General features: G+C 61.9%; 29 protein-coding genes. 19 read left to right on the top strand and 10 right to left on the bottom strand.

The genetic code is table 11. From position 1 onward, the window contains the following. Positions 1-208: 208 nt before the first annotated feature. The 9 genes from dnaK (at position 209) to ABIE52_RS14925 (ending at position 10,537) form a co-directional block, all read left to right on the top strand. On the top strand, positions 209-2,062 hold the full coding sequence (dnaK, locus tag ABIE52_RS14965; protein WP_019749384.1) for a molecular chaperone DnaK: 1,854 nt from the start codon (positions 209-211) through the stop codon (positions 2,060-2,062). Continuing rightward, the gene (grpE, locus tag ABIE52_RS14960) at positions 2,059-2,655 is read left to right on the top strand and encodes a nucleotide exchange factor GrpE (RefSeq protein WP_003944430.1); all 597 of its coding nucleotides are present in this window, start codon (positions 2,059-2,061) and stop codon (positions 2,653-2,655) included. Before dnaK ends, grpE begins: the two co-directional genes overlap by 4 nt. Positions 2,656-2,677: 22 nt before the next feature. Beyond that, positions 2,678-3,850, top strand: coding sequence for a molecular chaperone DnaJ (gene dnaJ, locus ABIE52_RS14955; RefSeq protein WP_003944329.1), 1,173 nt, complete (start codon positions 2,678-2,680; stop codon positions 3,848-3,850). Further along, positions 3,847-4,257 carry a heat shock protein transcriptional repressor HspR gene (locus ABIE52_RS14950; RefSeq protein ID WP_003944355.1) on the top strand — a complete coding sequence of 137 codons (411 nt, stop codon included), beginning with the start codon at positions 3,847-3,849 and terminating at the stop codon, positions 4,255-4,257. The genes dnaJ and ABIE52_RS14950 overlap by 4 nt, the downstream gene beginning before the upstream one ends. Positions 4,258-4,589: 332 nt before the next feature. Next, positions 4,590-5,804, top strand: a complete 1,215-nt coding sequence (locus ABIE52_RS14945; RefSeq protein ID WP_007726702.1) for an ABC transporter substrate-binding protein — start codon at positions 4,590-4,592, stop codon at positions 5,802-5,804. Continuing rightward, entirely contained in the window at positions 5,801-6,658 is an 858-nt protein-coding gene (locus ABIE52_RS14940; protein ID WP_007726703.1) for a branched-chain amino acid ABC transporter permease, read from the top strand. The genes ABIE52_RS14945 and ABIE52_RS14940 overlap by 4 nt, the downstream gene beginning before the upstream one ends. A 1-nt stretch (position 6,659) precedes the next feature. Next, positions 6,660-8,510, top strand: a complete 1,851-nt coding sequence (locus tag ABIE52_RS14935) for a branched-chain amino acid ABC transporter ATP-binding protein/permease (protein WP_192712146.1) — start codon at positions 6,660-6,662, stop codon at positions 8,508-8,510. Then, positions 8,510-9,229, top strand: coding sequence for an ABC transporter ATP-binding protein (locus ABIE52_RS14930; RefSeq protein ID WP_192712063.1), 720 nt, complete (start codon positions 8,510-8,512; stop codon positions 9,227-9,229). Before ABIE52_RS14935 ends, ABIE52_RS14930 begins: the two co-directional genes overlap by 1 nt. Before the next feature lie 132 nt (positions 9,230-9,361). After that, the gene (locus ABIE52_RS14925; RefSeq protein ID WP_042452220.1) at positions 9,362-10,537 is read left to right on the top strand and encodes an NADH:flavin oxidoreductase; all 1,176 of its coding nucleotides are present in this window, start codon (positions 9,362-9,364) and stop codon (positions 10,535-10,537) included. 91 nt (positions 10,538-10,628) lie between these two features. Here the strand turns inward: ABIE52_RS14925 and ABIE52_RS14920 are convergent, their stop codons facing one another. Next, positions 10,629-11,090, bottom strand: coding sequence for a hypothetical protein (locus ABIE52_RS14920; RefSeq protein WP_003944388.1), 462 nt, complete (start codon positions 11,088-11,090; stop codon positions 10,629-10,631). A gap of 176 nt (positions 11,091-11,266) precedes the next feature. On the opposite strand from ABIE52_RS14920, the gene ABIE52_RS14915 reads away from it, so the two are divergent. Then, positions 11,267-11,926, top strand: coding sequence for a response regulator (locus tag ABIE52_RS14915; RefSeq protein ID WP_007726710.1), 660 nt, complete (start codon positions 11,267-11,269; stop codon positions 11,924-11,926). Positions 11,927-11,933: 7 nt separating this feature from the next. Here the strand turns inward: ABIE52_RS14915 and ABIE52_RS14910 are convergent, their stop codons facing one another. Then, positions 11,934-12,374 (bottom strand): hypothetical protein, encoded by a 441-nt coding sequence (locus ABIE52_RS14910; RefSeq protein WP_192712064.1) that lies wholly within the window; start codon positions 12,372-12,374, stop codon positions 11,934-11,936. A gap of 207 nt (positions 12,375-12,581) precedes the next feature. Here ABIE52_RS14910 and ABIE52_RS14905 point away from each other — a divergent pair, with 207 nt between their 5' ends. The 5 genes from ABIE52_RS14905 (at position 12,582) to ABIE52_RS14885 (ending at position 16,885) form a co-directional block, all read left to right on the top strand. Next, positions 12,582-14,207, top strand: coding sequence for a flavin-containing monooxygenase (locus ABIE52_RS14905; RefSeq protein WP_007726712.1), 1,626 nt, complete (start codon positions 12,582-12,584; stop codon positions 14,205-14,207). Continuing rightward, positions 14,204-15,001 (top strand): mycofactocin-coupled SDR family oxidoreductase, encoded by a 798-nt coding sequence (locus ABIE52_RS14900; protein WP_047269493.1) that lies wholly within the window; start codon positions 14,204-14,206, stop codon positions 14,999-15,001. The genes ABIE52_RS14905 and ABIE52_RS14900 overlap by 4 nt, the downstream gene beginning before the upstream one ends. A 4-nt stretch (positions 15,002-15,005) precedes the next feature. Further along, the gene (locus ABIE52_RS14895; RefSeq protein ID WP_007726714.1) at positions 15,006-15,836 is read left to right on the top strand and encodes a mycofactocin-coupled SDR family oxidoreductase; all 831 of its coding nucleotides are present in this window, start codon (positions 15,006-15,008) and stop codon (positions 15,834-15,836) included. 99 nt (positions 15,837-15,935) lie between these two features. Beyond that, complete coding sequence (locus ABIE52_RS14890) at positions 15,936-16,238, top strand: hypothetical protein (RefSeq protein WP_042924156.1); 303 nt, start codon at positions 15,936-15,938, stop codon at positions 16,236-16,238. After that, entirely contained in the window at positions 16,235-16,885 is a 651-nt protein-coding gene (locus ABIE52_RS14885) for a nucleoside/nucleotide kinase family protein (RefSeq protein WP_003944437.1), read from the top strand. Before ABIE52_RS14890 ends, ABIE52_RS14885 begins: the two co-directional genes overlap by 4 nt. A 21-nt stretch (positions 16,886-16,906) precedes the next feature. On the opposite strand, the gene ABIE52_RS14880 is transcribed toward ABIE52_RS14885, so the two are convergent. Next, the gene (locus tag ABIE52_RS14880; protein WP_054187130.1) at positions 16,907-18,340 is read right to left on the bottom strand and encodes an FAD-dependent oxidoreductase; all 1,434 of its coding nucleotides are present in this window, start codon (positions 18,338-18,340) and stop codon (positions 16,907-16,909) included. Positions 18,341-18,763: 423 nt separating this feature from the next. Between ABIE52_RS14880 and ABIE52_RS14875 the strand changes: the two genes are divergently transcribed. Continuing rightward, positions 18,764-19,075, top strand: a complete 312-nt coding sequence (locus ABIE52_RS14875; protein WP_228232503.1) for an STAS domain-containing protein — start codon at positions 18,764-18,766, stop codon at positions 19,073-19,075. A gap of 236 nt (positions 19,076-19,311) precedes the next feature. Then, positions 19,312-20,583, top strand: coding sequence for an EAL domain-containing protein (locus tag ABIE52_RS14870; RefSeq protein WP_192712065.1), 1,272 nt, complete (start codon positions 19,312-19,314; stop codon positions 20,581-20,583). 57 nt (positions 20,584-20,640) lie between these two features. Here ABIE52_RS14870 and ABIE52_RS14865 read toward each other — a convergent pair whose 3' ends face one another. Then, complete coding sequence (locus tag ABIE52_RS14865; protein ID WP_064114255.1) at positions 20,641-20,883, bottom strand: hypothetical protein; 243 nt, start codon at positions 20,881-20,883, stop codon at positions 20,641-20,643. A gap of 72 nt (positions 20,884-20,955) precedes the next feature. Further along, positions 20,956-22,326 carry a cytochrome P450 gene (locus tag ABIE52_RS14860; protein ID WP_080726744.1) on the bottom strand — a complete coding sequence of 457 codons (1,371 nt, stop codon included), beginning with the start codon at positions 22,324-22,326 and terminating at the stop codon, positions 20,956-20,958. A gap of 91 nt (positions 22,327-22,417) precedes the next feature. On the opposite strand from ABIE52_RS14860, the gene ABIE52_RS14855 reads away from it, so the two are divergent. After that, complete coding sequence (locus ABIE52_RS14855; protein WP_054827522.1) at positions 22,418-23,038, top strand: TetR/AcrR family transcriptional regulator; 621 nt, start codon at positions 22,418-22,420, stop codon at positions 23,036-23,038. Here the strand turns inward: ABIE52_RS14855 and ABIE52_RS14850 are convergent. Beyond that, complete coding sequence (locus ABIE52_RS14850; RefSeq protein ID WP_192712066.1) at positions 23,016-23,693, bottom strand: nucleoside/nucleotide kinase family protein; 678 nt, start codon at positions 23,691-23,693, stop codon at positions 23,016-23,018. The genes ABIE52_RS14855 and ABIE52_RS14850 overlap by 23 nt on opposite strands. After that, on the bottom strand, positions 23,690-24,124 hold the full coding sequence (locus ABIE52_RS14845) for a nucleotidyltransferase domain-containing protein (RefSeq protein ID WP_037131485.1): 435 nt from the start codon (positions 24,122-24,124) through the stop codon (positions 23,690-23,692). Before ABIE52_RS14845 ends, ABIE52_RS14850 begins: the two co-directional genes overlap by 4 nt. A gap of 119 nt (positions 24,125-24,243) precedes the next feature. Between ABIE52_RS14845 and ABIE52_RS14840 the strand changes: the two genes are divergently transcribed. Continuing rightward, on the top strand, positions 24,244-24,729 hold the full coding sequence (locus ABIE52_RS14840) for a flavodoxin family protein (protein ID WP_003944338.1): 486 nt from the start codon (positions 24,244-24,246) through the stop codon (positions 24,727-24,729). Here ABIE52_RS14840 and ABIE52_RS14835 read toward each other — a convergent pair. The 3 genes from ABIE52_RS14835 to ABIE52_RS14825 form a co-directional block, all read right to left on the bottom strand. Then, positions 24,702-24,947: a hypothetical protein gene (locus tag ABIE52_RS14835; RefSeq protein WP_003944366.1), complete on the bottom strand. Its 246-nt coding sequence runs from the start codon at positions 24,945-24,947 to the stop codon at positions 24,702-24,704. The two genes, ABIE52_RS14840 and ABIE52_RS14835, sit on opposite strands and share 28 nt — an antisense overlap. Further along, positions 24,947-25,333, bottom strand: coding sequence for a nuclear transport factor 2 family protein (locus tag ABIE52_RS14830; RefSeq protein ID WP_003944423.1), 387 nt, complete (start codon positions 25,331-25,333; stop codon positions 24,947-24,949). Before ABIE52_RS14830 ends, ABIE52_RS14835 begins: the two co-directional genes overlap by 1 nt. A 112-nt stretch (positions 25,334-25,445) precedes the next feature. After that, positions 25,446-25,946 carry a flavin reductase family protein gene (locus tag ABIE52_RS14825; protein ID WP_007726733.1) on the bottom strand — a complete coding sequence of 167 codons (501 nt, stop codon included), beginning with the start codon at positions 25,944-25,946 and terminating at the stop codon, positions 25,446-25,448. Positions 25,947-26,122: the final 176 nt, after the last annotated feature.

Here is a 26,122-nt window from a genome sequence, read left to right as displayed (position 1 = left end):
GCTTTTCGGGGAAGGCGGGAACAAATCTACGTGGGCTGTAGTTGACCATTTCGACAAGCTTGAGCGCCCTCGGCTCAACTTCAAGTTGACTCCCGGCCACGGTCGGAGGCAAACTTGAGCGGAGGACGCTCACCAAGCGAAAAACTCGCGGTCATGTTCGAGATCAACCACTCGGGCAGAGAACCGCAGAACGAAAGGTAGGAACACTATGGCTCGTGCAGTCGGTATCGATCTCGGTACGACCAACTCGGTAGTTGCAGTGCTGGAGGGCGGCGAGCCCGTAGTGGTCGCCAACGCCGAAGGCTCACGTACCACCCCCTCGGTGGTTGCATTTGCCAAGAACGGCGAGGTTCTCGTCGGTCAGCCCGCGAAGAACCAGGCAGTCACGAACGTCGACCGCACCCTCCGCTCCGTCAAGCGCCACATCGGCACTGACTGGAACGTGGAAATCGACGGCAAGAAGTACACGCCGCAGGAAATCAGCGCCCGCACGCTCATGAAGCTCAAGCGTGACGCGGAGGCTTACCTCGGCGAAGACATCACCGACGCCGTCATCACCGTCCCCGCGTACTTCGAGGACGCACAGCGTCAGGCAACCAAGGAAGCCGGCCAGATCGCCGGCCTCAACGTCCTTCGTATCGTCAACGAGCCCACCGCGGCTGCACTGGCATACGGACTCGACAAGGGTGACACCGAGCAGACCATTCTGGTCTTCGACCTCGGTGGCGGCACCTTCGACGTCTCCCTGCTCGAAATCGGCGACGGTGTCGTCGAGGTTCGCGCAACCTCCGGTGACAACCACCTCGGTGGCGACGACTGGGACGAGCGCGTCGTCGCTTGGCTGGTCGACAAGTTCAAGGCTCAGAACGGCATCGATCTGACCAAGGACAAGATGGCCCTGCAGCGTCTGCGTGAGGCTGCGGAGAAGGCGAAGATCGAGCTCTCCAGCTCGCAGAGCACCTCCATCAACCTCCCGTACATCACGGTCGACGCGGACAAGAACCCGCTCTTCCTGGACGAGCAGCTCTCCCGCAGCGAGTTCCAGAAGATCACCTCCGACCTGCTCGATCGCACCCGTGCGCCGTTCCAGGCAGTGATCAAGGACAGCGGAATCGCCGTCAAGGACATCGACCATGTCGTGCTCGTCGGTGGCTCCACCCGTATGCCGGCCGTCTCCGATCTGGTTCGTGAACTGACCGGTGGCCGTGAGCCCAACAAGGGCGTCAACCCGGACGAGGTCGTCGCCGTCGGCGCCGCACTCCAGGCCGGTGTGCTCAAGGGTGAGGTCAAGGATGTTCTGCTCCTCGACGTCACGCCGCTTTCCCTCGGCATCGAAACCAAGGGTGGCGTGATGACCAAGCTCATCGAGCGCAACACCACGATCCCCACGAAGCGTTCCGAGACCTTCACCACCGCTGACGACAACCAGCCTTCGGTGCAGATCCAGGTCTTCCAGGGTGAGCGCGAAATCGCTTCGCACAACAAGCTGCTCGGCTCCTTCGAGCTCACCGATCTGCCGCCCGCCCCGCGTGGCGTTCCGCAGATCGAGGTCACCTTCGACATCGACGCCAACGGCATCGTGCACGTGACGGCGAAGGACAAGGGCACCGGCAAGGAGAACACGATCAAGATCCAGGACGGCTCCGGTCTGTCCAAGGAAGAGATCGAGCGCATGGTCAAGGACGCCGAGGCTCACGCCGAGGAAGACAAGGCCCGTCGCGAAGAGGCAGAGGTTCGCAACCAGGCCGAGTCGCTGGTCCACCAGACGGAGAAGTTCGTCAAGGAGCAGCGTGAAGGTGAGAACGCGGGCAAGGTCTCCGAGGAGATCCTGACCAAGGTCGAGGCAGCGGTCAAGGACGTCAACGACGCCCTGGCAGGCACCGACATCGCTGCAGTGAAGACCGCAGTGGAGAAGCTGGGCACCGAGTCGCAGGCTCTGGGCCAGGCCATCTACGAGGCTTCCGCTGCAAACGAGGCCGGAAACACCGACGGCGCAGGCAATGACGACGACGTCGTCGACGCCGAGGTTGTCGACGAGCCCACCGACTCGGACAAGAAGTGACCTCGGACAACCCCGAGAACAACCCGGTCGACCCCGAGACCGGTGCACAGGGAGAGGCGGCGGGGGAATCCCTGCCGCCGCTCGACTCGGAAGACACAGGGGTAGTTCAGGAAGCAGAGTCGATCGTGGAGGAAGCATCCGCCACCGATCAGCTCGCCGAACGGACTGCGGATCTGCAGCGACTTCAGGCGGAGTTCACCAACTACCGTCGTCGCGTCGAGCGTGACAAGCAGGTCATCAAGGAAACCGCGCGGGCTTCGGTCATCACCGAGCTCATCGGAATTCTCGACGACCTGGATCGCGCTCGGGCACACGGTGACCTCGAATCGGGTCCACTGCGTGCACTCGCAGACAAACTCAACACGACCCTGACGGGTCTGGGTTTGACCGACTTCGGCAGCGAGGGTGACGATTTCGATCCCGCACTCCACGAAGCGGTGCAGCATGAAGGCGAAGGCCACGACCCGGTACTCGGGACGGTCATGCGCAAGGGATACAAGCTCGGCGACCGGGTCCTTCGGACCGCAATGGTGGCCGTGACGGACCGGGTAGGCGACAAGCCTGCAGACGGTTCAGAACAAGAAGCGAAGTAAGAGTGAGAGGAGGAGACGCCCAGTGAGTCAACGGGAGTGGATCGAGAAGGACTTCTACAAGGAGCTGGGCGTCTCGTCCACCGCGACGGCCGACGAAATCAAGAAGGCGTATCGCAAGCTGGCTCGGGATCTTCATCCCGACGCCAACCCTGACGATGCGAAGGCCGAAGAGCGTTTCAAGTCCGTCAGTGAAGCTCATGCCGTTCTGTCTGATCCGGACAAGCGCAAGGAGTACGACGAGGCTCGGCGCCTCTTTGCCAGCGGCGGCTTCGGCCCCCGCGCGCAGGGCGGCGGCGGATTCAACCCCGGCGCTGGTGGTTTCGACATCAACGACCTGTTCGGCGGCGGGGCCGGTGGGCAGGACTCGGGTCTCGGAGACATCTTCGGCGGATTGTTCAACCGCGGGGGAGCGGGCCAGCGAACAGCTGCGCCCAACCGCCCGCGTCGAGGCAAGGATCTCGAGACCGAGACGACGCTCGCCTTCCGTGAAGCAGCGCTCGGTGTCACCGTCCCTCTTCGTCTGACCAGCCCTACGTCGTGCACCACGTGTCACGGCAGCGGCGCAAAGCCAGGCACCAGTCCGCGAGTGTGCCCACATTGCAACGGAACCGGCGTGGTCAGCCGGAACCAGGGCGCCTTCGGATTCAGTGAGCCGTGTGACGATTGCCGGGGAACCGGCTCGATCATCGACTCGCCGTGTGAAGACTGCCACGGTAGCGGCGTCACCAATCGCACACGGACCATCACGGTTCGCGTGCCTGCCGGTGTGAGCGACGGTCAGAAGATCAGACTCAAGGGCAAGGGCGAAGCGGGACTCCGCGGCGCTCCGGCCGGCGACCTGTTCGTCAACATCCGCGTCAAGCCGGACAGTGTCTTCGGACGCAACGGCGACGACCTGACACTGACGGTTCCGGTGAGCTACGGCGAGCTGGTGCTGGGAACGACACTGTCCGTGCCGACTTTGGAAGGCCGTGTCGGAGTGAAGGTTCCGGCTGGAACGGTGGACGGACGCATTCTGCGAGTTCGCGGACGCGGTATCCCTAAGCGGCCGGACGGTGCCGGTGACCTTCTGGTCACGGTCAAGGTATCCGTTCCGCAGAAGTTGGACGACCCGGCGATCGAAGCGCTGAAAACCTATCTCGAAGCCGAGAAGGCGAGCGGGTTCGATCCACGGGCCGGGTGGGCCGGTGCATGATGACAGAGCGACCGCAGAATCAATGGGATGCGACGGTCGATCCTGACGCTCAGATCTTCGTGATCTCGGTGGCAGCCGAGTTGGCCGGAATGCACGCGCAGACTTTGCGTAACTACGACCGACTCGGGTTGGTCACCCCACATCGAACCACCGGTGGCGGACGACGCTACTCCCCGCGCGATGTTGCGCTTCTTCGTGAAGTACAACGGCTTTCGCAGGACGAGGGAGTCAACCTTGCCGGAATCAAACGAATCATCGAACTGACCAACCAGGTCGAGGCTCTGCAGCATCGCGTCCGCGAATTGGCCGAGGAGATCGCGAAAGTCCATGCGGGCTATCGCCGGGATCTCGTGCCGATTCCGCGCAACAACGCGTTGGTGGTCTGGAAGCCCCGCAACCAGCGATAGTCGGACCTTTACACAAACGGCTCCACGCCCTGTCGGATTCATTTCGTCGAATCCGCCAGGGCGTGGAGCCGTTTCGGCGTTTCCACCCAGCGGGAAGAGATCTGTCGACGCCGCCTCAATGTGCATAGCGTCCGCTTCCATGACTCCACTTTTCAGCGTTTGACGTTATCCAGATCACATTCTATGCTCCATCCCAAGCAACTGCTTGCTAGATCATCAAGCGGGTGCTTGGTTGGCTGGTGCTCGAAATCAGGCACGTCCACCGGCCGATCATTCTTTCGTCAGGTATTCGCCTGACGTTCGGTGCATACATGTGTTCTAGGAGTGCAGACATGAATCGTCGGCCCATTCTTGTTGCGGCAGTTGCCGTGACGGCTCTGGCTCTTGCAGGGTGCAGTGGTTCTTCGGAGTCCGACGGAGGTGCGGACTCGCCCTACCGTGTGCTGCTGACCGGCGGGATCAGTGCACAGGGAGTCCTCGCGGCTAATTCGCAGACCTCGCTGCTCGCCACCAAGGCGGGCGTTCAGGTCCAGAACGAAGCCGGGGGGATCGGTGGCCGTCAGATCGAGCTCACCACTGTGGACGACGCGGGTGACGCAACCATCGCCGTCACCAAGCTGCGCGAAGCCATCAATTCGGGGAACAAGCCTGACCTCTACCTGAACTCGGGTCCGTCGTCGATCGCGGCTGCGGTTCTGCCGATCCTCAAGCAGAACAACATTCTCTCGATGAGCATGGCTCCCTCGCCCGATTCGACGGACCCCTCGAAGTTCCCGCTCAACTTCGATCTGGCTCCGGGTGCGACCGATACCGCTCGCGGAATTTCCGAGTACGCGAAGTCCAAGGGTTACAGCAGCGTCGGAGTCTTGCACGGCAGCACCGCTTACGGTGAGCTGTTCGGCGAAGAAATGACCAGTGCTTTGCAATCCGCAGGTCTGAAGGCCGCCGGTAACGAGGAGTACGACGCCGCCGCTTTGGACATGACGGCGCAGTTGCAGTCGCTCAAGAATTCGGGCGCCGCGGCAATCGCCTTGGATGCGTACGGCGCTCCTCTCGGATACGTGTTGCAAAGCCTCGAGCGACTCGGCTGGGACGTGCCGCTGGTCGGAAACACCTCCGTGTCTGCCACCAACCTGATCGCGAATGATCCGCCGGCCGGTGTGCTCGGCACCCCGCAGGTGAAGAACCTGGTGACGCAGGTGTTCAGCAGCACGGTGTTCGATCCGAACAACGCACTCGTCAACACTATGGTGGACACGATGGCTTCGCTGGGCTCCATCCCGTCGACGCTGATCCTCGCAGACAACTACGACGCATTCCCCCTCGTCGCGGCGGCAGCGGAGAAGGTCGGCAGTTCGACCGATCCGAAGAAGCTCGCCGAAGCACTGGAAACCACTGAGGTCCAGGAGAATGCCAAGACCGCATTCCTCTCGCGCTACAACTTCAGCTCCGACAACCACGGCCCGAACCCGGACACCAGCGAGCTGAAGTTCATCAGCCCGACGAAGATCCTCAACGGTCAGTTCGGAAACCCGGCTGCGTCATGACCATTCTGTGGTCCGGATTGGCGCTCGGCGCGGTTTACGTGCTGGTTGCCATCGGGTACAACATCGTTTTCGTTTCCTCCAACACATTCAACTTCGCTCAAGCTCAGCTGATGATGGTGGGCACCTTTGTCGCCTACACGGGTCTGGTGACCCTGAAACTCCCCGTTCTCGTGGTGGCCGTCATGGCTACCGTGACCGTGATGCTCCTCGCCTCGGTCGAGGAGATCGTCGCGATCAGACCGGTGGCCGATCACCAGAACCAGTTGGTCACGACGTTGGGTGTCGCAACTCTGCTCAACGGCGCCACTCAATTGATCTGGGGTAGTGAACCTCTCACGGTTCCGTTCTTCGGATCGAACGAACCGATCACCCTGCTCGGCGGCCGTACCTACCCGGTCGAGATCGCTCTGCTGGTTGCGGCGATCGCACTGGTCGTCGGGTTGAGTTACGTCTCGAAGAAAACGATGACGGGTCTGGCTCTGATCGGCATCTCCGAGGATCGTGAAGCGGCGATGCTGCGAGGAGTCAACGTACGACGGTTGGCACTGGGAGCGTTTGCCTTCTCGGGTGCCTTGGCCGGTGTCCTCGGACTCTTCGTCGGCCCCAAGACGTTTGCAGTTGCGACGTTGGGTGCAGCGTTGGCCCTCAAGGGATTCGTGGCGTTGGCGATCGGCGGGTTCGGCTCTCTGCCTGGCGCTTTGATCGGCGGTCTGACCGTCGGCCTGGTGGAATCGTTCACCGCCCTGTGGGCGGGAAGTCAGTACAGCAATATCGCCGTCTTCACGGTGCTGATCGTCATCTTGATGGTCAAACCGGCTGGACTGTTCGGCAATGTCCGAGAACGGGTGGTGTGAGATGGTAAGTGCGTGGCGGACTTTCCGTTCCCTACCGAGCTGGATCATCCCACTCGTCCTGGCCGTGGTGATCCTGCTGCTGCCCGTGATGGGAGTCGACCTGTCGACATCACGTCAGATTCAATTGGCCTGCATCCTGGCACTTGTGGTCAGTGGCCTGAACTTGAGCCTCGGCTTTGCCGGTGAACTGGCACTCGGCCAGGCAGCGATGTACGCGGCCGGTGCCTACACCGCGGGTCTGATGTCCCAGGCAGGTCACACCGACATTCTGCTTCAGCTTGCTGCCTCCGGAGCAGTGGCACTGGCGGTCGGAATCCTGACCGGTGTTCCCGGTCTGCGCCTGGGCAACTGGTCCCTGGCGATGACGTCGTTCTTCCTGGTTCTGCTGGTACCGGACGTACTGGCGATCTTCGGTGGCAAGACCGGCGGCCGAAACGGCCTCACCGGTATGGAGCCGCCGACGTTCTTCGGTTCCGAACTCGACACCCAGCAGTACTACATGGTGGTCGTCGTCGTGACCGTGCTCTGGTTCGCGGTGATGCGTAACCTGGTGGTCTCGCGGCACGGCATCGCGTTCCGCACGCTCAAGCAGTCGCCGGTTCTGGCGTCGTCGCAGGGTGTATCGGTGTTCCGGATGAAGCTGCTCGGTTATGCCATCGGTGCGTTCCCCGCCGGTCTGGCGGGTGCGCTGTTCGCCAACACCGACCTGTTCATCTCGCCGGAAGCCTTCGGGTTCACCTTTGCCACAGCAGTTCTGGCGGCGTCGATCCTCGGCGGTGCGGCAAGTGTGTACGGCGCCGTGGTCGGTGCCGCGATCATGCAGCTCGGTCCCAACCAGTCGACGGCGTTCCAGGAGTATTCGCTGATCTTCTACGGCGGCTTCCTGATCATCGGCGGTGTGCTTCTCTCCGGGGGTTTGACCAAGGTCGGGCGAGCGATCGTCTCGAAACTCGATCGCAAGGCCGGCCTGGGCGTAGTCACCGCAAAGGAAAACAGCGGTGGGACAACGGAACTGGCGCCGATCAACGGAGCACGGTTGGTGGTCGACGGAGTGTCCAAAGCGTTCGGTGGCAACCAGGCGCTCAATGCGGCAACCCTGACCGCAGAGGCCGGTAAGGTCACCGCGTTGATCGGGCCCAACGGTTCGGGTAAGACGACCATGCTCAACATGATCTGCGGCTTCTACACCGCAGATGCGGGCGTGATCACGATCGGTGACACGGTGGTCTCGCAGTCGTCGCCGCACAAGGTGGCGCGCGTGGGTGTGGCGCGCACGTTCCAAACTCCGACGATTCCGGAAAACATCACGGTTCTGGAAGCTGTTGCATCCGGACGTTATTCGGTGCACCGAGCGTCGATGGCGTCGGCTGTGCTTCGCCTGCCCAGCTTCCGCAGGATCGCGAAGGCCGACATCGTCGAGGCCGAGCGTGTCCTCGAACTCGTGGGGATGTCGCACTTGCGCAACGAGATCGCGACGTCGCTGCCCCTGGGGATGCGTCGCATGCTCGAGGTTGCTCGCGCCGTCATCGCCGAACCGAGGGTCGTCCTCTTCGACGAGGTGGCCTCGGGCCTCGACGAGGACGAACTCGAACGCCTGGCAGATCTGATCCGGGTACTGCGAGATGCCGGGGCGACAGTGGTGTTGGTGGAGCACAACTTCCGCCTCGTCCTCTCGCTGGCCGACGAGATAGTCGTGCTGGCGCAAGGGCAGGTGATCGCCACCGGCGATGCGGCAACCATCGAACATCACCCACGCGTCTTGAGCGAGTACCTCGGAGTCAAGTCCGGTGACGAAGAAGCACTTCTCGAAGAAATCGGCGCGGTAGACCATCAGACCAGTGAGGTGAAGTGATGGAACCGATTCTGAAGGTCCGAAACTTGCAGACCGGGTACGGCGATCTGCGCGTCGTCTGGGATGTCTCGTTCGACGTCTATCCCGGTCAGGTGACCGCCCTGCTCGGACGCAACGGCGCAGGCAAGACGAGCACGCTCCGTGCCCTGTCCGGCCTCAACAAGGTGGCCTCCGGAACCGTCGAGATGGACGGTGCCGACATCACCGGAGTCCCCGCGCACAAACGGGTACGGCAGGGGATGGCGTACGTGCAGGAGGGCAAGCGGGTCTTCCACAAGCAGACCGTCGAGCAGAACCTCCTGCTGGGCGGGTACACCCGCAAGGCAAAGCGCAGCGAGCTTATGGAATCCGTCGAATCGATGTACGAGATGTTCCCGATCCTGGGGGAGAAGCGTTCGCTTCCCGCCGGTTCCATGTCGGGCGGTCAGCAGCAGATGCTCGCGATCGGCGCAGCGCTGATGGCGCAGCCGAGGTTGCTCCTTCTCGACGAACCTTCGGGCGGTCTCGCTCCGGTGATCGTCGGTGAGGTGATGGACCGCGTCCAACAACTCAAGGAAACCGGCCTGGCTGTTCTACTGGTCGAGCAGGCAGTCGAGGCCGCGATGAGCGTCGCCGATCATGTCACGGTCCTCGACATCGGCAAGGTGGTTCTCGACGCCGATGCCAAGGACATCGACGACCTGGCGGTGCTCAAGGATGCGTATTTCGGACGCGTCTGAACGGCAATGACGGCTTCAGCCCGGCCACCTCGGCCGGGCTGAAGCCGTTTCCCGCTCCGTGGCACGGGCCCTAGCCGGCTCGGGGCCATCGATCTACCGTCCTGCAAACAACTCCCGCGAGAGGCAAACTCGATGACCACTGCTCCCGACGTGCTCGCCCCGGCGAAGCTCGGCCCGGTGACCCTTCGAAATCGAATCATCAAGTCCGCGACATTCGAAGGCAAAACTCCCGACGCCCTGGTCACCGACGAGCTGATCGAGTTCCATCGTCGCCCAGCCGCCGGCGGAGTCGGGATGTCCACCGTCGCGTATTGCGCCGTCGCACCGGAAGGGCGCACCGAATACGGCCAGCTCTGGATGCGGCCCGATGCCCTCCCCGGGCTTCGGCGGCTCACCGATGCCATTCACGCCGAAGGTGCTGCTGCGTCGGCGCAGCTCGGCCATGCCGGTCCCGTGGCGAATCAGAAGTCGACCGGACTGCCCGCGCTGGCACCGTCGAGTTCGTTCAATCCGTTGAGCATGAGGATGATTCGCACTGCCACGACAGCGGACATCACCAGAATTGCGGCGGCGCACGGGAGCGCTGCGCGACTTGCCGTCGAGGCAGGATTCGACGCCGTCGAGATCCACTTCGGTCACAACTATTTCGCGAGCTCGTTCCTGAGCCCGAAACTCAACCGTCGTAAGGACTCCTACGGCGGATCGCTGGAGAACCGGGCTCGCGTCGTACTCGAAACTGCACGCAGTGTGCGCGATGCCGTCGGTGACAAGATCGCGATCTTGGCCAAGCTGAACATGGACGACGGTGTGCCAGGCGGATTCTGGGTGGACGAAGCAATCCAGGTGGCGCAGTGGCTCGAAGCATCCGGAAGCGTCGACGCGCTCGAGTTGACGATGGGCAGTTCACTGCTCAACCCGATGTACCTGTTCAAGGGCGATGCGCCGATCCGCGAGTTCGCCGCCGCGATGCCGCAACCTGTTCGACTCGGTGTGCAGTTGGTGGGGAAGAGCATGTTGCATACCTATCCGTACAAGCCGTTGTTCATGCTGGAAGAGGCTCGGCAGATTCGTGCTGCGGTGAAGTTGCCGCTCGTGCTGCTCGGAGGTGTCACGGACAAAGCGGGCATGGATACCGCAATGGCGGAAGGGTTCGAGTTCGTCGCCATGGCACGGGCGCTGCTCAGAGAACCGGATCTGATCAATCGGATCGCGGCCGAATCCGATACCCAATCACTGTGCATCCACTGCAACAAGTGCATGCCCACGATCTTCAGTGGCGCTCGCTGCGTGTTGGTCGAACGCGTCTGAGCTGGTCAGCGCACACCACGTCCCGACATCCATGCGGATACCGGGTCGTGGGCCGTAGCGGATCAAGTTCGTGGTTGCATCAACGCTTGGTTCAGTTCTGCGTGAAGACGTCGTAGGAGGCGTTCATCGTGGGGTAGCCGGTGGCCATGTAGTCGGTGAGGATGACGTGCGTCGGGTCGCCGATGATGCGAGTCCCGTCGAGGGTGGGGTTGCCGGCGTAGTTGTTGGCAGCCATGACCGTCTGGACGCCGTCGGCGACGTTGTAGGTGACGTCGACACCGATACCGCGGGGATCGCTGCTGTAGGCGGTGACGATCTCGGTGGTGTGCGGGGCCAGGTAGGAGCGGGGGCCGTTGATCCACTGTCCGTAGGGGTTGGACGCGCTGTCCAGCAGCATCGGGTTGTCGGTGTTGTTGGTGATGGTCATGGCAACCGTCGGGCCGTCGGTGGGCATGGTGCCGGCGTTGGCGATCGCTGCGGTTCCCAGTGCGGTTCCGCCGACAGCGAGGGCGATTGCGGTGACTGCTACGAAGCGAGTGGTGTTGGTACGCATGATGTCTGCTCCTGGGATGGTGTGTGGTTGCCGTTCTCGGCGATGAATCAATCTTGTCGCGAAGGAGTGCTGCTGTATGTCCGCCGACGGGGCCGTGGCGGGGTTGAATCTCTTGTCCCCCGATCGGGGGAGGCGTAAGTGCTCGCATTGCTGGTACGGGCGTGAGAAAGTGAGCAATGCGCGAAGGCACGAAGCCGCTGGCCGGCAAGGTTTCCGTGGTGGTCGGCGACGACCACCCACTGTTCCGTGAGGGCGTGGTTCGGGCTCTGACCGGCAGTGACAGCATCGACGTCCTGGGCGAGGCCGACGACGGCGCAGCAGCGCTCGCAATGATCCGCGAACTACGCCCGCAGGTCGCGCTGCTCGACTTCCGGATGCCGCACCTGGATGGAACTCAGGTCGCCGCCGCAGTCGTTCGAGACGAGCTTCCGACGCGTGTGCTTCTGCTCAGCGCTCACGACGAATCGTCTGTCGTGTACCAGGCCCTGCAAGCCGGTGCTGCCGGATTCCTGCCGAAGGAATCCACTCGCGCCGAGATCGTGAGCGCCGTGCTCGACTGTGCTGCGGGACGAGATGTGTTGCCGCCCAGTATCGCCGCCGGATTGGTAGGAGAGGTTCGGCGTCGTAGTGAACCCTCCGGTCCGACGCTCAGCGCCCGCGAACGTGAGGTTCTCGGATTGATCGCGCAGGGCGCCAGCATCCCGGCCATTGCCTCACAACTCTTTCTTGCGCCCTCCACCGTCAAAACCCACGTGCAGCGCCTCTACGAGAAACTCGGAGTCAACGATCGAGGCGCGGCCGTCGCCGCTGCAATGCGGCAGGGATTGTTGGAGTGAGCAAGCGTCACCGAAGCACGTACGTGACGTTCATGGCCGGGTAACCCGAGGTCATCGTCACCGTGACGTCGTGGCTGTCGGGGGCGTACGTACCGCCGGCATCCGCCCTGGTCTTCGAGTTGGTGGCACTGAAGACAAACACTCCACCGTCGTCGGAGCGGTACGTGAGCACGATGGGGAAGTCGTTCTGGTTCTTGCTCGTGGCCACAACGTTCACGTTCATGTTGGGGAGGATGTAGTCCGCCGGCGGGACGACCCAGTCGCCGTTCGGATTGGACGCGTGGACCAGATACAGGGCCCCGCGACCCGAATTGCTGATCATCGCCGTCGTGACGGATGTGTCGGTCATCGACTTCACCGTGTTCGCACCGGCGGAGCGGGCAACCAGAGCTGCCATGCTGAGGCCGGAGAAGGAAAGTGCTTCGGGTCGCATTGTGTTGGTGCTCATCATGTTCTCCTCGATTTGTCGGTCTCGGTGACCGTGTGTTTCTGTGATGAGACAACTATGGCCCCGAAATCCCTTCGGGTCTGTCCACCTACGGGTCCGAGTGCTGGACGACATCGCTGTCCCCCAATCGGTGGACACAGCACTCTCCGCCCACCCAGCGGGAGAACCTGTTCCTCTACCGTTCAACCCACTCGTAGCGTGGCCACCATGACCGATCCTGACTTCTCTACCGCACCACTCGACGTCGTAGTCATCGGCGCCGGCGTCGCCGGCATGTACGCCATGCACCGACTTCGCGAGCAGGGGCTGCGTGTCCACGGCTTCGAGGCGGGCTCCGGAGTGGGCGGCACGTGGTACTTCAACCGCTACCCGGGCGCACGCTGCGATGTCGAGAGTTTCGACTACTCCTACTCGTTCTCCGAAGAGTTGCAACAGGATTGGGACTGGAGCGAGAAGTACGCCGCGCAGCCGGAGATCCTGTCCTACCTCGATCACGTCGCCGATCGCTTCGACCTACGCAGTGGGTTCACTTTCGATACCCGTGTCCTGAGCGCACAGTTCGACGAGGACTCGTCGACGTGGCGAGTGCACACCGACGGTGGTCATGACGTCACCTCGCGGTTCGTGGTGTGCGCCACGGGCAGCCTCTCGACCGCGAACGTTCCGAACATTGCAGGTCGCGAGACTTTCGGCGGTGAGGTCTTCCACACCGGCTTCTGGCCGCACGAGGGCGTCGATTTCACCGGCAAGCGAGTGGGAGTGATCGGCACCGGATCGTCGGGCATCCAGTCCGTTCCGTTGATCGCCGAGCAGGCCGATCACCTCTTCGTGTTCCAGCGGTCCGCGAATTACAGTGTGCCGGCGGGAAACACGCCTCTCGATGACAAACGACGCGCAGAGATCAAGGCCGACTACGCCGAGCGCCGAGCGCTGTCCAAGCGCAGCGGCGGTGGATCACCGTTCGTCTCGGATCCTCGCAGCGCGCTCGAGGTGTCCGAGGCCGAGAGGAACGCGGCCTACGAGGAGCGGTGGAAGCTCGGCGGTGTTCTGTTCGCCAAAACCTTCGCAGACCAGACCAGCAACATCGACGCCAACGCGACGGCGGCCGCATTTGCCGAGGCCAAGATCAGATCGGTGGTCGAAGATCAGGCCATCGCCGACCTGCTGATCCCGAACGACCACCCCATCGGGACCAAGCGGATCGTGACGGACACCGACTACTACCAGAGCTACAACCGTGACAACGTGAGCCTGGTCGATCTCAAGAGCGCACCGATCGAGGCAATCGACGAGGCCGGGATCAAGACGACCGACTCGCACTACGAACTCGACGCATTGGTGTTCGCCACCGGTTTCGATGCGATGACCGGGGCACTCGATCGCATCGAGATCCGTGGCCGCAACGGCGAGACCTTGCGAGAGAACTGGCATGCGGGTCCGAGAACCTATCTTGGTTTGGGGGTTCACGGCTTCCCGAACCTGTTCATCGTCACCGGGCCGGGTAGCCCGAGTGTGCTGTCCAACATGATTCTCGCTGCCGAACAGCACGTCGACTGGATCGCCGACGCGATCAACCACCTCGATTCGGCGGGGATCGACACCATCGAGCCGAGTGCCGAAGCCGTGGACAACTGGCTCGAGGAGTGCTCACGCCGGGCGTCGGCAACATTGTTCCCATCCGCGAACTCCTGGTACATGGGAGCCAACATCCCGGGAAAGCCGAGGATATTCATGCCCTTCATCGGAGGCTTCGGTGTCTACTCCGACATCTGTGCAGACGTGGCAGCAGCGGGATACCGAGGCTTCGAGCTGAACAGCGCGGTGCACGCATGAGCCGGCTGGAGGGCAAGCGGGTACTCGTGACGGGTGCTGCCGGAGGAATGGGACGCTCACACTGTGAGCGGCTCGCCGAGGAAGGCGCGTCCGTGATCGCGTTGGATGTCGAACAGGCACAATCGGGGTTGGCGGAAACCGCTCAGGCAGTGCGTGATCGAGGCGGTATCGCGGTGACCGGTGTGGCGGATATTCGGGACTTCGACGGCCTGGCCGACGTCGTGGCCGAGTGCGTTACCGAACTCGGCGGGTTGGACGTCGTGGTCGCGAATGCGGGCGTCTACGACACGCCGGGACCGTCGTGGACCATCGATCCTGCAGTGTGGAACCGCTCGCTGGACGTCAATCTGACCGGCGCGTGGCACACCGTCAAGGCCTGCGTTCCGCACTTCGGCGACGGTGGATCCGTCGTTCTGGTCAGCTCGACAGCGGGAATCAAAGGTATTGCCGGAGCAAGTCATTACAGCGCAGCCAAGCATGCCGTGGTGGGCCTGGCCAGAACGCTGGCCAACGAGTTGGGGGCGCAGAGTATCCGCGTCAACTCCGTGCATCCGGGTTCGGTACGTACCCCGATGATCATCAACGAGCGAGTGTTCGCGAACCTGTGCCCGGACATCGAGAATCCCACCGAAGCAGACGCTGCTGCAGTGCTCAGCGCTCGCAACTTGCTGCCCGTTCCCTGGGTCGATCCGGTGGACGTCAGTAATGCGGTCCTGTTTCTCGCATCCGCGGAGTCCCGCTACATGACCGGCTGTCAGTTGGTTGTCGACGCCGGCCTGACCCAGAAAGTATGAATTGATGACTTCTCGATTGGAAGGCAAGATCGCGCTGATCACGGGTGCGGCACGAGGAATCGGGCGGGCTCAGGCCGTGCGTTTTGCCGAAGAGGGCGCGGACATCATCGCGGTCGACGTGTGCACTTCGGTGGAAACCACAGTCACGCCGCCCGCGACGGAGGCCGATCTCGATGAGACAGTGGCGCAGATCCGGGCGCTGGGGCGAAAGGTCGAATCTGCGGTAGTGGACGTTCGGGATCTCGAGGCACTACGCAGTGCCGTGGACTCGGCCGTCGGAACGCTCGGTGGTCTCGACATCGTCTGCGCTACAGCTGGTATCACGTCCTCCGATGGGGCCCTGACCATGTCGGAAACGATGTGGCAGACCATGCTGGACGTCAATCTGACCGGCGTGTGGCACACCACGACCGTCGCTGCTCCGCACTTGATCGCGCGGGGCGGGGGATCGATGACACTCACAAGCTCCATCGCCGGACTTCGGGGGCTGGTCGGAGTCGCGCACTACACCGCAGCCAAGCATGGAGTCGTTGGTCTGATGCGTTCGCTGGCAAAGGAACTGGCTCCGCACAACGTACGCGTCAATACGGTCCATCCCACCAACGTCGACACCCTCATGATTCAAAACCCGTTGGTGCGCGGCAAGTTCCGCCCCGATCTCGAGAACCCGACGCGCGAAGAATTTGCTGCCGCAGCGATGACGATGAACATGCTCGCCATTCCGTGGATCGAACCGGTGGACGTAGCGAACGCTGCTCTGTTCCTGTCTTCCGACGAGGCTCGCTACATCACGTCGGTCGCCCTGCCGGTGGATGCAGGAAGTTCGTCCCGCTGAGGTTTCGAACAGCTGAAATCTTGAACAGCTGAGGTTTTGACACGCTGAGTTCCGCCACGGTGTGTAGCGTCGGTTTCACCTAACCGAAAGGCGTACACCGTGGCGGAACGGCGCTATCTGGAAGTCACCGTCGGGACCAACATCGTGATGGTCCTCGACCACCGCACGGTGGAGGTCTTCGACCGCACCGCCGCGAGCACGAGCGAAGTGGCTCGTTGGCATGTCGAACACATTGCGGTGAAGGCGAAACCGTCGAAGTCGGGACTGAAACTCACCATCGGGAACAGACTCGCCGACGACTCGATCGCGGTAGCAGGTCCACGGGCATCGCTGACCGTTCCGCCGGAGAACGAGGCAGCCGTCATCGCGTTCTTCGACGAGGTCAAGGCTGCTCGGGCGTGAATCGGCAGAAGACCTTCGGCGCGGATGATTCGGGTTCTCTAGTCGAGCACGTCGTGCGCTGCCACGAAGATCGGGCCGGACGCACTTTTGTCGGGATCTCGGGAATCGAGGCTTCCGGAAAATCGACGATCGCGGACGAGTTGGCTGCCGGTATCTCGAAGTCGGGCCATGACTTCATCATGATCCATGGGGACGAGTTCTCGACTGCGAAAGCGGTACGGAACAAAGATCCTGACACGGTGCGTGGGTATCTCGAGGATGCGTACGACTATTCGAACCTGAGTAGCCGTGTGATGGTGCCGCTACGGTTGGCCGAAGTTACCGAAATTTCCTACGTCTCGACTGATCCGGAGACAGACGAATCTGTGGTGTCGAAGCCACGAGTCCCGGATCGCGCCATTGTGATCGTCGAGGGAGTGCTGCTTTTTCGCGGACTGATGCGAGATCAGTTCGACCTACGAATCTGGGTTGAAGCAAGCTTCGACGAGTCCTTGCGGCGTGCGAAGGGACGTCCGCGCGATGTGAGCTATTACGGGACGGCCGAGGCGATAGCGTCCCGGTACGAATCCCGGTTTCATCCGGCGCAGAGGATTCATCTGCGTGACGATCGACCACAACTGACCAGCCACGTAATCGTGCGTGGCTAGTCAGTCGAAAGGCCGGCGATATCAAGCTTTACGCGCGGCGGCATGGGCCCCGGCGACACGGCCGAATGCGAAGGCGTCGGCAATGTGGAATCCGCCGTCCTTGGCCGCGCTGTAGGTGGAACTGACCGCGCCCGCGGCGTAGAGGCCAGGAATCGGATTGCGGGCAGTATCGAGTACGCGGGAATGACCGTCGCGGCGCGGCCCACCGCTACTCCATCCCAGCAGTGGCGACCCGGAGACGGCGTAGAACGGAGCGGTAGCCACCGGGGCCAAAGTTTCGGGATTGCGGCCGAACGAATGGTCGATGCCATCCGCGCACGCCTCGTTGTAGCGTCGCACGCTCGTTTCCACGACTGTTGGGTCCAGTCCGAGTTTCTCGGCGAGTTCGGCGAGCGTGTCCGCCTTTAGGATCCATCCCTTGTCGATCTCGGCTTGATTGTCCGAGCTCCACTCGTACCCTTCGTCGAGAACCCTGTGGCCGACGGGCAGTGCGTCGCGGCCGGGGCTCAGCTGTCCGGCCAACCTCATCGTCTCGTCGAAGACGACGTTCATCGGTTGCACCGGAAAGTGTTGGTAAGAACCCTCTCTGAACACATGACCATGCCGCATTTCGGCTGACTCGTCGGTGAAGCGTCTACCTTCCCGGCTGAGGAACACATAGTTGTGCGCGTTCCACAGTGCGAGGAAGAATCCAGTCGGATTTTCGAGGTCGCCGGGAATTCCCGTAATGGTCATCATGTTGTTCATGTGCCACAGATCGGCGCCCACGGCCTGTGCCATGCGGTGACCGTCGCCGGTTGCCGATGGTGAGCCCCAGATCTTCGGATTCTCCAGACGCAAGTAGTCGCGCACCATCGTCGGATTTGCTTCGAATCCTCCGGTGGCAAGGATGACGCCCCGGCGTGCCTGGATCTGCGAAGTCTTTTCACCCGAACGGATCTCGACTCCGGTCACCGCTCCGGATTCATCCGTCAGCAGTCCGGTGGCTTCGGTGTCGAATAGTGTTGTGACGCCGCGTTCAGCGAGAGCGGAGACGAGGAACCGGTAGAGAAGTTCATTGCCCATCTTCCCTTCGACGGTGTCCATCCCTGCGTAACAAGAACTTCCGTCAAGTTCGGCGAACTCTGCCGCGGAATGGAAATCGCCGGTCATCGCTACAGTTGCACCCAGACTGCGGATCCAGTCGGACAGTCCGTGAGTGTTCTCGGCCCAGGCATCGATGACGTCCTCGGCAACGGGGAACTCCCCGTTCAACGAACGCAGGAAGGTTCGGGCGGCAGCGGGGTCCTGGTTGACGAACCATCCACTGCCGGACAGTCGAGTGTTGCCGCCCGCGGAATCAGGTCCGCTCTTTTCCAGAATCACGACCGATGCGCCGTCGGCGTGCGCTTGGAGCGCTGCGGCCGATCCGGCAGCGCCCGATCCGATGACGAGTACGTCGACAATGTTATCCATGTCACAGAAGGTATTGCGGAATGGTGGTGCGGCGAACCCACCTTCCCGATGAGCGAGAAAGCCAGTGGTCGACGCCGCAGAGACGTCGCCCCGCAGGCACGTCGGGGGCCAGGCGAGGTAGCGGTTCAGTGCGTCGGGGGTGGCGCCAAAAGTGCGATATCGCGCTGTGACGTTTTCGAGACCCTAGCGTTATAGATGTGGTTGTGTCGGCGAAACCTGCCGGTGGCAGAGTTCGTCTGGAACGCAGTGACCGACACGGTTGGTTATCCGACGCACAGTGATTCATCGCTGATTCGGGCGGTGGGGCACGCCGAGTCCAGACAAGAGGCTTTCATGACTACGATCAACGAACGTTCTTCAGCTGCAAATGTTCTCGATCTCTTTGACAGCGCCGGCCGAGAAGGGCATCGGTACAGTATCGACGTGGAAAGCTACACCCCTTCGTATGCGGTACTGAGACTTGCCGGAGAATTGGACATGGGTCAGCGGGTGGAATTGGTGCACGCGCTCGACCGACTTCTCCTGGTCGGAACCGATATTCACGTCGATCTCTCCGGCGTGACCTTCATGTCGTCCGGAGTGGCGAATGCCGTTGTCGATGCTGCGGGGCGTGGCAACAACCGCATTCGCTTGTTTGCCCCGACGCGAGCGGTCTCCATGATCTTTCAGGCTCTCGGCGCCTCCGAACTCATTGCGGGCGATGCCACGTCGACTGCTGATGCTCTCGGTGCTTGAGCCGGAAACGACTCCCACGAACGATGTGAAGTGAGCAGTGCTCGATACGCGTTGACTTGGTATCTGGTCTGATCTGCGTGTCGATGTGCACTTTGCGGCGCGGGATCAGGTTGTCGTCACCGGGTTGCGCCGAGATTTGCGGTAGTCTCGTTCGGTGTCGAGCAGCCGGCGCTGCCATCGACGCGTCCGGCCGCATGAACGCTTGGTGGTCCCGACTCGTAGTGAAGAGCCACACCATGGCGTATGACACCAGCAACGGTTCGACATCGTCGAATTCTCCGATCACCCAGTTCTCCGATGTGATTGGTCTGGAAGTAAGCATGCAGTTCGCACCGATACGCCGCCTCGACGACCACGCACTTGCAGGCGCCGAGTTGCAATTGCGTGGGCCTGACAATTCCTCTCTGTGTTCGGCGCATGCCCTCCGTCGCGCCTCGCAATTGATGCAGCAACGCTCGGAATTCGACAGTCACAAACTGGCCATGTCCCGTACTGCACTCGCATGCACCGTCGCGGATCGCCTGCCGTTGCTGGTGGCAGTCGACTCGGCTTCCCGAGCAGCTCTGAACGCTCCTGGTATCGAAGGAGCGACGAGAAATCTGCAACGGATCGTCATCACGGTTGACAGCGCATCGGTGCTTGCCGATCCCCACAACTCTCTGGCAGTGATCAGAGAAGCCCGCGCGGGCGGTCGTCTGATTGCACTCGACGGTGTCGGCATCGACAGGCACTCGGCGACACTTCTGTCTTTGGTCGAACCCGACATCATTATCACTTCCGCTGAATTGCTTTCCAAGGCAGCATATTTCGAAGTGGGAACGACGGTGCACGCGCTCGGCGCCTACGTCGAGCGATCGAACGCGATTATCCTTGCCGAGGGTGTCGACTCGGAATCGTCCCGTCTTGCCGCAATCACCATCGGAGCCACATACGGAACGGGTGAGTTGTATCCCGCAGTCGACGATCCGAGTTCACTGTTGTCCGAACCGGTCGTCGCGATGCCCGACAGTCCGGTGTGGAGTGATCCCATCCCCGAGGTGGGCACTCCCTACTCGATCGTGTCTGCTCACAGCCGGATCCGGCGCGGTACCAAGCGTCTGTTGATCCAACTGAGCAAGTCCCTCGAAGCGCAAGCCGCCACATCGGGTTCCTCGATGCTTGTTCTGGGCACCTTTCAACAAGCCGAGCATTTCACCGCATCCACAACAGCACGGTGGCGTCACCTCGCCGACACCGTAGGGTTTGCCGGTGTCTACGGTGTCGGACTGTCCGTGATGCTCGACGGTAAAGTTCAACACGCGCCGCTCGACCCGGGTGATGATCTCGTCAACGAGTGGACGGTCGTCACTCTGGGACCGCACCATGCGGCGATGCTGTCGGCGCGAGATCTTCATGACAACGGTCCAGATCTCGAGCGGACCTTCGACTTCGTGCAAACCTACGATCGCACCGCCGTCACCCAGGCAGCGCACTCTATTCTTCGTCGTTACCCCACGACGAATTCGTGAAACCGGTGCCGAGGTTCTCGACGTTCGCCGCGAGCGCTGCCCGACCGGCGATCGTGGCTAAGGATTGGCCGGGCGCCGCGCAGCACGTCTCTTTGCTGCAGAGTTGAGTAGATACCTTTCGGCGACCGTGTAGTCCGTGACGGTTGCGCCATCCGGTGCTGTGGTGTGGGTGAGCAGTTCGAGATAGCGGCGACGGAAGACATGGGCGTCGGATTCTGCGAGTAGGAACTCCGCCGCTGCGACGACCTCTGGTTTCGGAGCAGCGCGTGCATGCCGGTTTCGGGCAGGCCGAGTGCTCATGTTTTCCTCTGGATTTCGAAAGCGTCTGTGCCGGTAGTCATGTGCGAGTTGATCCTGACGTCGGTTCGGTCGCTACCGGTCATGAGAAGTCGTGAGTGGTTTCAGATCGATCGGCTGTCCGTCGGAGGGGAACGGCAAGGACATGTAGTTGAGAGGGGCGGTGTAGCCGGGCGCGACCTGCCAATCGAAGCGTGTGAGCAGGTGGTGCATGATCGCTTTGATTTCGACGCCGGCGAAGTGCATGCCGAGGCATTTGTGCACGCCTCCACCGAACGGTTCCCAGGCATACCGGTGCACCTTGTCTTCACGTCGGTGGTCCGCGAAACGTTCGGGATCGAAATGTTCGGGGTCGGGCCAGTACTGCGGCATGTGGTGAGTGAAATGTGGCACCACTGACACGTAGGTCCCAGCGGGTACGAAGTGGTCCTGTATCTGGGTGTCACACACCGCTCGGCGAGCCATGACCGGCACGGGAGCGACGAGTCGGAGGCATTCTTTCATCACCAGGTCCAAGCCGGCGAGTTGGTCGAGTTCGGCATAGCTCGGCGTCGACGTACTCAGTGCGAGTGATTCCGCCCGACATCTGTTCTGCCACTGCGGATTCTGGCCGAGATATTGCATCATTGTCGAGATGGTGATGGTGGAGGTGTCATGTGCGGCCATCAGCAGGAAGATCATGTGATCGATCACCTCGCCGTCGCTGAAGCGCTGTCCGGTGTCTGATTCGATGTGACAGAGAACGGAAAACAGGTCGTCGGTTTCGCGTGAACGGCGCGCAGGTAGGTAGCGGCGGAAGAAGTTTTCGAGGGTTCGGCGCCCGTCGAGGCCGCGCTTCCATCTGGTGCCGGGAACTCGATAACGGATCACCGAGGTTGCAGCTTGCACGCAATCGACGAAAGCTTTTTTCACAGAGTCGATTTCGCTTTCAGTGGTCCCTTCCGCGCCGCCCATGAAGATGTCGGTCGCCAGGTTGAGTGTGAGAGCTTTGAGGGCGGTGTAGGCGCGGAACCCATCGGACGGAGTCCAGGCGTCGAGCGCGGAGGCGATCGCGGGATTCAGCACGTCCACGGTCTTTTCGAGACGCGATCTCGTGAAGGCTTGTTGCATGATGCGTCGTTGTCGTAGGTGCTCTTCGGAGTCGAGAAGCATCAGACCCCCGTGAAAGAAGGGGCCGATGAGCACTGACCAACCGTCGCTGTTGACAAAAGCGCGGTCTTTGTTCTGGAGAACTTCTTGGCATGCGTCGGGCCCGAGGGCTGCGACCCACCGTCTACCGGCCATCGAGAACCACGAGACCTCGCCGTAACGATCCCAGCGTTTTTGCATCAGAGCGAGAGGGTCGCGGATGTATTCGAAAGTTTGCCCTATTCCGGGTAGTCCCGAATTGCCTGAGATGGGACGCAACTGCGACCGGATGGGTGGAGCGGCCAGGATTTTCGACATCACGTACCTGCCTTCCGTTTGCATCTGACAGTGGCGCCTGTCAGATGGGGGTAGTCTGCGTCACAGTCGCGTCGTCTGTCAAGATCGACTCATGGCTTCTCCCACACCCCGTCGATATGCCGGTCTGAGTGGTGAGCAGCGGGCCGCGCTTCGGCGTGAAAGCTTGCTCGCAGCAGGACTGGACGTGTTTGCGGCCGCGGGCAGGCAGGGTGCCACCATGACCGCCATCTGTGCGCATGCGAAGCTGACAGAGCGATATTTCTACGAGAGTTTCGCCAGCAGGGACGAACTCCTCCAGCAGGTTTTCGACGGAATCGTCGACGAGGTGCGCGTGGCCGGAATGGCTGCACTCCGAACGACCGAGGGGACACGGGAGGAGCGCGTGCGGAGCGCCATTGCTTCGTTCGTCAACATCCTGACGGACGATCCTCGAAAAGGGCGTGTCGCGATGGTCGAGTCGGTGGCTTACGAGCCGCTGCGCACTCACCGGCGGGGAGCGCTGCGTGGGTTCGCGCAGATGGTGGCCGACGAGGCTGCGCTCTTGTACGGCGATCGAGCTTGGCCTCCCCATCAGGGTGAGATCAACGGATTACTGTTCGTGGGCGGCCTGGCCGAATTGGTGACGGCCTGGCTCAACGGCGAAATCGACATCACGCCCGCTGAGATCGTGGATGCCGCAACCTTCCAATTCACATCCACAGCGCACCGATGAAACGCGGGGCCGGCGATGCGGACTGCCAACTCCAGTGGGCGGCATGTGTCGTGATTCGAGGCAGTTTCGGGTCTGAATTGTCGATGACACTGTCCGCGCGGGTCCAGGGCTCTGCAGCCGCGAAGTACAGACGTTGGCCGCCGACATAACGGTTCATCGACGGGTGTTCCGGATCCGCGTTCGTTCCGTCGCGAAGGTTCATTCGCTCGGCGGTGATCTCGAAGGGCACGTCGAGAAAGATCGAATAGTCCCATCGGGAAGCAAATTCGTCCCGATGCAGAAAGAGTCCCTCGACGAGGACTACGGCTCCGTCGGCTGCATGCAAGTACGCGTCGCTGTCCCGTCGTGGTCGGTACTCGCGGTTACCTCCCGGTCTCAGAGGGGCGAGAACATTACGCTCGAGGGCGTCGTAGTCGTAGCTGTCGAGCCAGAAGCCTTCCGGTGACAGCCGACCTCTGCGATGGCGAATCTCCGGCGGATTGAGGAAGTCGTCGACGTGAATCACAATGGCGGGGCGTTCATTCAGCTGTGCTGCAAGACTTTTCGTGAATGTCGTCTTGCCGCTCCCGTCGACGCCGTCGATCGCGACGACGGGAGAGCCGCGCAGCGCGTTTATTTCGGCGGCCAAGGTCTCGAAGACCGTCTTGGTGCTCATCGAGCAGTTCTTCCCGCGCTCGTAGCGACGCGAAGAGGCCCGGTGTCGTACAGGATTCGGTGGCCGTCTTCGAGGACGCGTCGAGTGCCCGCGTCGAGCGGAAGGTCGGCCCAGCTCTCGCTCGCGAAATTCAGTTCGACGAGAAGACCGGACCGTAGGCGGAAGCGTCGTTCTCGGACTGGCCCCCAGTTGGCGGCTCTGATGAATCGCGCGTCGGGGCGGAGCCGGTCGAACCAGTCTTCATTTGCGAGCGCGTTCGCGTCGTCGGCCAGGATCATCAGATCAAGATCACTCGCCATACGCTCCGCGCCGCGCGCGTAGGACCCGACCAGCGCTACAGCTTTGACGTCATCGTGCTCAGCGGCCCATCGTTCGACGTCGACGAGCAGCGCGTTCACCGCACGTCTTCGCCCCTTCAATCGTGCTGACATACCGGCATCATTCCCCATCGCCACCCTTCTCCGTAGCTTCGCCGGGGCCTCTATCCTGGAACTGTCAGTGACAAACCAGGCGGAGGGATGCGTATGTCCAAAATGAGAGAACTCAGCCGATGAAAGCAATCATCGTGTGTACCTCTGTCTCCCATGGCAATACGAAGCTGATCGCCGACGTCATCGGAGAAGTTCTCGATGCTCGCGTGGTCGAGCCCGGTGACATCGACGCCGCGCAGCTCGCCGACTACGACCTCGTGGGGTTCGGCTCCGGCATCTACCTACGCTCGTACCACGCAGATTTACGCTCGTTCGTCGAGGCACTCCCCGAAGAACGGCGATCCAAGGCTTTTGTCTTCGCCACCAGTGGTTTTCCTGACAAGGGGATTCATCGCTTCTCGCGTCCACTGGTTCAGTTGCTCGAACAGAAGGGCTTCGATGTGGTCGCAGCCTTCTCGTCCCGTGCGTGGGATACCTATCTCCCGTTCAAGCCGTTCGGCGGTATCCGGAAGGGGCGGCCGAACGCCGACGACCTGGAATCGGCGCGCATGTTCGCCGAAATGCTACGCGGAAGCGTTCAGGACAGCTTGCCCGGCACCGGGTAGCTGCGCAGGCTCATCTCCAGCTCACCGGCGTCGGCAAGGTCGTTGATCGTCTGGCGCAGAGCGCCACACGTCCGTTGAGCGTTGGCACGGCTGTTCACGCGACCCAACTCCGGGCACACTTCCTGCGACTCTTCGAGCCATTGGACGCTGGTGTGCGCTTCGCTGTACTTCTCGACGAGGACGCGATTTCCGCAGTTGCGGCAACTGACCTGACGCATCAGCGTGCAATCAGATCGGCCGGTGACCAGAAGGCGCGCATGCTCGTGATCTTGGCGTCCTCGTCGAAAGTCATGACGTCGATCGGCTCGACCTCGTAGACCTGATCGCCCACCGGTGTGACGACGCGGAAGTGGAAGGCCGCGCTGGATCCGCTCACCCGCAAGGTAAGCAGTTCCGTCTCTTGCGAACCGCCCTCGAGAGCGCCGTAGAACTCGGTGATCGCGGCCTTGCCGACGCGGGGTTCGCTGCCGACCGGGTCTTCGAGCGTCGCGTTCTCGGCGTAGAGGGCGGCGATGTCCGCTGACGATCCGCGAGCCACGGCGTCGAGGTAGGTGGTAACCGTCGCCGTGATCGCGGCCGTGGTGTCTGGTTCGAGAGTGGTCATCGAGTTAGTCCGATCAGTCGAGAAGTTCAGGGTCTGACAACTACTTCGGACGCTATCGGTGCGGGCTCGATTCGGCGCCGGCATCTCCCACGCAGCGGGACAGCCTGAGCACTCAGGCGTCGAAGCGTCCGAACCCGCCGCGGTAGAACAGAAGCGGACCGTCGTGGCGCAGCACGTTCAGATCGGTGATGCGTGCGACGACGATGGTGTGATCACCGGCGTCGTGCTCCTGCTCGACCGTTGCTTCGATGCGGGCGAGCGCGCCGCTCAGCGCCGGAGCACCGTTGCCGGCGGCATCCCACTCGACGCCGAGGAACTTGTCCGTCCCGCCGCGAGCGAACGCCGAACACATGTCCTGCTGATCGTGGGCGAGAACATTGATGCAGAGAGTTCCCGTTTCGCGAAGCTTCGGCCAACTTGTCGACGTCTTCGCCGGGCAGAACGAGAGCAACGGGGGATCAAGCGATACCGAGACCAGGGACTGGCAGGTGAAACCGAGGGGTGAATTTCCGTCGTGAGCGGTGATGACGGTGACGCCGGTGCAGAAATTGCTCATCACGTTGCGAAGTGTGCGTCCGTCCAGAACTGGCGGCTCGGCGTTTTCCACGGTCATGTCGTCTCCTTGTTCAAATCTTTTGTTCAAAACTCTGCAAACAGCTTCAGAAGCAACGATGTGTGGCGCCGCGGCCGTAATCCAGCGGCAGTCCCACTCAATGGCAGCAATGGCTTCTCGGCACGGGTCAGGACCGACCGAGTGGCAGGTGGAGGGGTTTCGAGCAAATTTGATCC

The sequence above is a fragment of the Rhodococcus sp. OAS809 genome, from assembly GCF_040546695.1.
Taxonomy (GTDB): domain Bacteria; phylum Actinomycetota; class Actinomycetes; order Mycobacteriales; family Mycobacteriaceae; genus Rhodococcus_F; species Rhodococcus_F qingshengii.
Note: the sequence above shows the minus strand (reverse complement) of the source record. Positions and strands in the feature narration are given on the sequence as shown.